The 3897-nt window shown below is 61.6% G+C and carries 5 protein-coding genes; 3 read left to right on the top strand and 2 right to left on the bottom strand.

Annotated elements, in window-relative coordinates:
• The 3 genes from VN856_RS18455 to VN856_RS18445 all read left to right on the top strand — a co-directional run.
• The coding region (locus VN856_RS18455; protein ID WP_325691619.1) for an adenylate/guanylate cyclase domain-containing protein at positions 1-285 on the top strand (285 nt) is incomplete at its 5' end.
• A gap of 107 nt (positions 286-392) precedes the next feature.
• Entirely contained in the window at positions 393-1022 is a 630-nt protein-coding gene (locus tag VN856_RS18450) for a maleylpyruvate isomerase family mycothiol-dependent enzyme (protein ID WP_325691621.1), read from the top strand.
• Between the two features lie 49 nt (positions 1023-1071).
• A complete protein-coding gene (locus VN856_RS18445) occupies positions 1072-1878 on the top strand; it encodes a lysophospholipid acyltransferase family protein (protein WP_325691617.1) in 807 nt (268 codons plus the stop codon).
• Here VN856_RS18445 and VN856_RS18440 read toward each other — a convergent pair.
• Together VN856_RS18440 and VN856_RS18435 are read right to left on the bottom strand one after the other, a co-directional pair.
• Entirely contained in the window at positions 1875-3308 is a 1434-nt protein-coding gene (locus VN856_RS18440) for a wax ester/triacylglycerol synthase family O-acyltransferase (protein ID WP_325691615.1), read from the bottom strand. The genes VN856_RS18445 and VN856_RS18440 overlap by 4 nt on opposite strands.
• Before the next feature lie 136 nt (positions 3309-3444).
• A partial coding sequence (locus VN856_RS18435) for a zinc-binding dehydrogenase (RefSeq protein WP_325691613.1) occupies positions 3445-3897 on the bottom strand: 453 nt, incomplete at its 5' end.

The following is a 3897-nucleotide window of genomic DNA, read 5'->3' as shown; positions in this document are numbered from 1 at the left end:
CCGATGGTCGATTTCGGGATTGGCGTATCGGCAGGACCGGTGTTCGCCGGAAACATCGGCGCCGAAAACCGTTACGAATACACCGTTGTCGGCGATGCGGTCAACGAGGCGGCACGGTTGGCCGATTTCGCCAAGACGCTGGACCAACGGATCGGGAGTTCGGCGGCGGCAATCGAGCGCGCCGACGCAGCCGAGCGCCGTTATTGGACTCCGTGCGCCGAGGCCGTCCTGCGGGGACGCGACGAACCTACCCATATCTGGGCGCCGTCGAGTGAGCAGGATTAGGGCGAACACATTCCCTGGGCTCACCCGGTGCGGCGTTGAACCAAATATATGGTCCGAGTACGGTGGTGTCGTCAAGCTTGTTTCTAACCGGTGCAGGAGGGGCGCTCATCGACCATCAGTTTGTGTTTGCCGCTGTCGCCGAAGAGCGACGTCAGCTTGCGGATCTGCTCGACGAGCTCGATGAAGCGCAGTTGGCAACACCGAGCTTGTGTCTGGGTTGGAACGTCAAAACGGTAGCGGCGCACGTGGTGAGCACCGTGGACGACGGCATGTCCGGCTTTCTTCAGATGGCGATTCGGCGGGGAAGCCTAGGCCGCGGAATCGATGAGTTGGCACGCCGGCGGGCGCAGTCGCCGACCGCCGAGCTCGTCGCCGGCATTCGTAAACACGCCGACCGGCCGATCAGTTCGCCGGTGTTTGGGCCCCTTGGCCCGCTCGCTGACATCTTGGTGCATAGCGGCGACATCAGGATTCCGCTCGGCCTCCCATTCGAGCCGGATGGCCAGTTAGCAGCACTGGCGATGGATTTCCTCACCGGCCGCTGGCCGATTGGTTTCCTGCCGTTCGGGAGGCTTCGTCGAATTCGGCTTTCCGCGACCGACATAAATCGGACGTGGCGGGAGGGAGCTGAGATCAGCGGGCCCGTCGCGGCTCTGATGATGAGCGTCTGTGGCCGCGGCGCACTACTGCAGATGCTCGACGGCCCGGGGTTGTCCGTGTTGCGCCAACGGCGTTAAGAGCCCCAACTCGACCTAATTTTTGTTCAGCTCAAGATTGCGACGGTATATGACAGCAGACGAGATCGGCAGCGGCGATTCCGCTGGCTGGGACCCCGGACTCACCAGACGATTGATCGATGCGGCTACCCCGCTGGCCAAACGTTGGTTTCGGCCCGAAGTGCGCGGGCTGGATTCATTTCCCCGTACGGGCGGGGCACTGGTGGTTTCCAACCATTCTGGCGGAATCCTCACCCCTGATGTGCTGATCTTCGCCTCGGGCTTCTACAACACGTTTGGCTACCAGCGCCCGCTTTACATCCTCGGCCATGACGGGCTTTTCCTGGGCCCGATGTCTGACTGGGTTACCCGTATCGGTCTTATCCACGCCGGCAAAAAGAACGCCGCCGCGGCGCTGCGGTCGGGCGGCGTCGTCTTGAACTTTCCCGGCGGCGTTTACGACGCCTACCGGCCGACCCTGGCGCAGAATGTCATCGACTTCAACGGCCGCGTCGGCTATGTCAGGACCGCCATCGAGGCGAAAGCGCCGATCGTGCCGGCGGTGTCGATCGGCGGTCAAGAAAGCCAGCTGTTTCTGAATCGGGGGACCTGGCTGGCTAAACGACTCGGCTTGGGCCGCCTGCGCTCCGACATCTTGCCACTTACCATTGGCTTCCCGTTCGGGCTCAGTATGCTCGTCCCGGTAAACGTCCCGCTGCCAACGAAAATCGTCACGCAGGCGTTGAAGGCGATCGACCTTTTCGCTCAGTTCGGCGAGAACCCTGACGTCGAGCGGGTCGATGCTCATGTCCGATTGGTGATGCAGACCGCCCTTGACCGGTTGGCTAAGCAGCGCCGGCTGCCAGTGCTTGGTTAGACGGTGCTCGCTCGGGGCATGGCTGAGCGAACCTCGATCAATTCCTCGGAAAGCCCTGCCCCGCGGCGGATTTCACTGAACGAGTGCAACATCGCATCGGTCATCTCGTGGGTATCGTGGAGCGTCCGATCATCCGCGATTACCGATATGTTGAGCTGATCGACATAGCTCCACACCGTGATGTTGATGCCGCATCCGGGTGGAAGCGGTCCAGCAGAGTAAATCTCGCTGACCGGCGCGCCGCCGAAGCTGCCGCGCTCGCGAGGTCCTGGAACGTTGGAGATCGGGAGATTGAATATTCTGTTGCGGCTGCTTCGTTTCGACAACCATTGAAACACCGGGGGAGCGGCGATGGGCGGAAGGTATGCGACCAACCTGCCATACGTATCAGGGCCGAAGAGTTCATGGTCTTCCTTGGCAATCGCATCGGCCACCGAAGTCAGCCGGACCCGCTCCGCAACGTCGTCGATGTGGACGGGAATCGAGACGGCCATTCCGCTCAGCTCGTTGCCGGTTATCCGGTTCGGTGATTTGTCGGTGCTGGCCAAGATTGACGCGACGAGCGGACGATCGGCCCTGCCGTCGTAACCGAGTAAGAGCTCCCGTAACGCACCCGCTGTGATCGCCAGCACGACGACGTTGAGCGTGACTTCGACGCGCTTTGCTGTTTCTTTCACCTGAGCGAGGGACAGTGTCGTGGTCGCGAATGTTCTTGCCGGCGGGATCACGTGATTGATGAACGACGGCGGCGCCTGCAACGGTCCGGCCAGGTCTGGTTGCTCGACGCGTTCTCGCGAACGCCGGCGGATGCGCCGAAATCCCGAAGCTGCGTCTTTGATCACTCCGGGTAGCGCGGCAACTTGCTGTACGTGATCCCGCCGGGCCGCGCGCAGAAGTTCGCTTTTTGTTGGTGGCACGCTGTCAGTGACGCTCGGGGGCCCCACTTGCGATTGTCCATTCGAATCCATAGCCCTGGCAAGCAGATTCGCCGATGCCACGCCGTCAGCCAACGCATGGTGAATCTTGCCGATGAGCGCGAACTTGTGGTCCGCCATGCCTTCGGCGAAGTAAAACTCCCACAGTGGACGGCGTCGGTCCAGCGGGGTACTGGCGATGTCGCCGACGATCTGGTCTAGTTCTCGCCGGCCGCCAGGTGCCGGCACGTGCGTTCGCCGCAGATGGTAATCAACATCGACATCGCAATCTTCCAGCCACATCGGGTGATGCAGCCGCCATGGAATCCCGACCAGTCGGTAGCGCAACGGGTCGAGCAGGTGTAGCCGTCCACTGAAGGTGCGACGAAACACCTCGTAGTTGAATTCACCGGGATAGTCGGTCGCATCGACGATCGCAATCTTCAAAGTATGAGTATGTAGGTTCGGCGTCTCGCTGTAGAGCAGCAGTGCGTCCATCCCGTTCAGCCGCTTCACCGCAGATACCGCCCCATCGGGTCGCGTTGACGCTGTCGGCCGGCAGCGACGTACGAGCATTGTCGCAGTGCTGAGCCAGCGTGGGACGACTTCGTCCTTTTAGCCCTCGCACATGATGGGTTCCGGGCCATGTGACTCAGTGGTCGTGGATGATGACGCCGCGAATATTGCTGCCCGCCAACATATCGTCATAGGCCTCGTTGATGTCGTTGAGTTTGTACTCGGCGGTCACCGTCTCGTCGAGCAAAAGCTTGCCCTCGCGGTAGAGGCTGAGCAGTCGATGAATATCGGCGCGCGGATTGGCCTCGCCGTAAAGACTGCCCAGCAGCCGTTTTTGAAACAGTGTGAACATCGCCAGTGGGAGGGTCGGCGTCACGTCGGTGATCGGTGCCAGCGCCGTCAGCACCACGGCGCCGCCCTTGCGGACGATGTCAAGCGCCTCACCGATCATGGGGCCCTCGAGAAGCCCGACCGTCAGCAAGGCCGAGTCGGCCATCACGCCACGCGTCAGGTCGCCAACCAAAGCGGTGGCTTCGGTCATCGACGTCGTGAAATGAGTTGCCCCGAACTGGAAAGCCTTGTCCCGCTT

The organism is Mycobacterium sp., from assembly GCF_035603715.1.
Lineage (GTDB): Bacteria > Actinomycetota > Actinomycetes > Mycobacteriales > Mycobacteriaceae > Mycobacterium.
The sequence above is the reverse complement of the archived record's forward strand: the minus strand, read 5'-3'. Positions and strand labels throughout refer to the sequence as shown.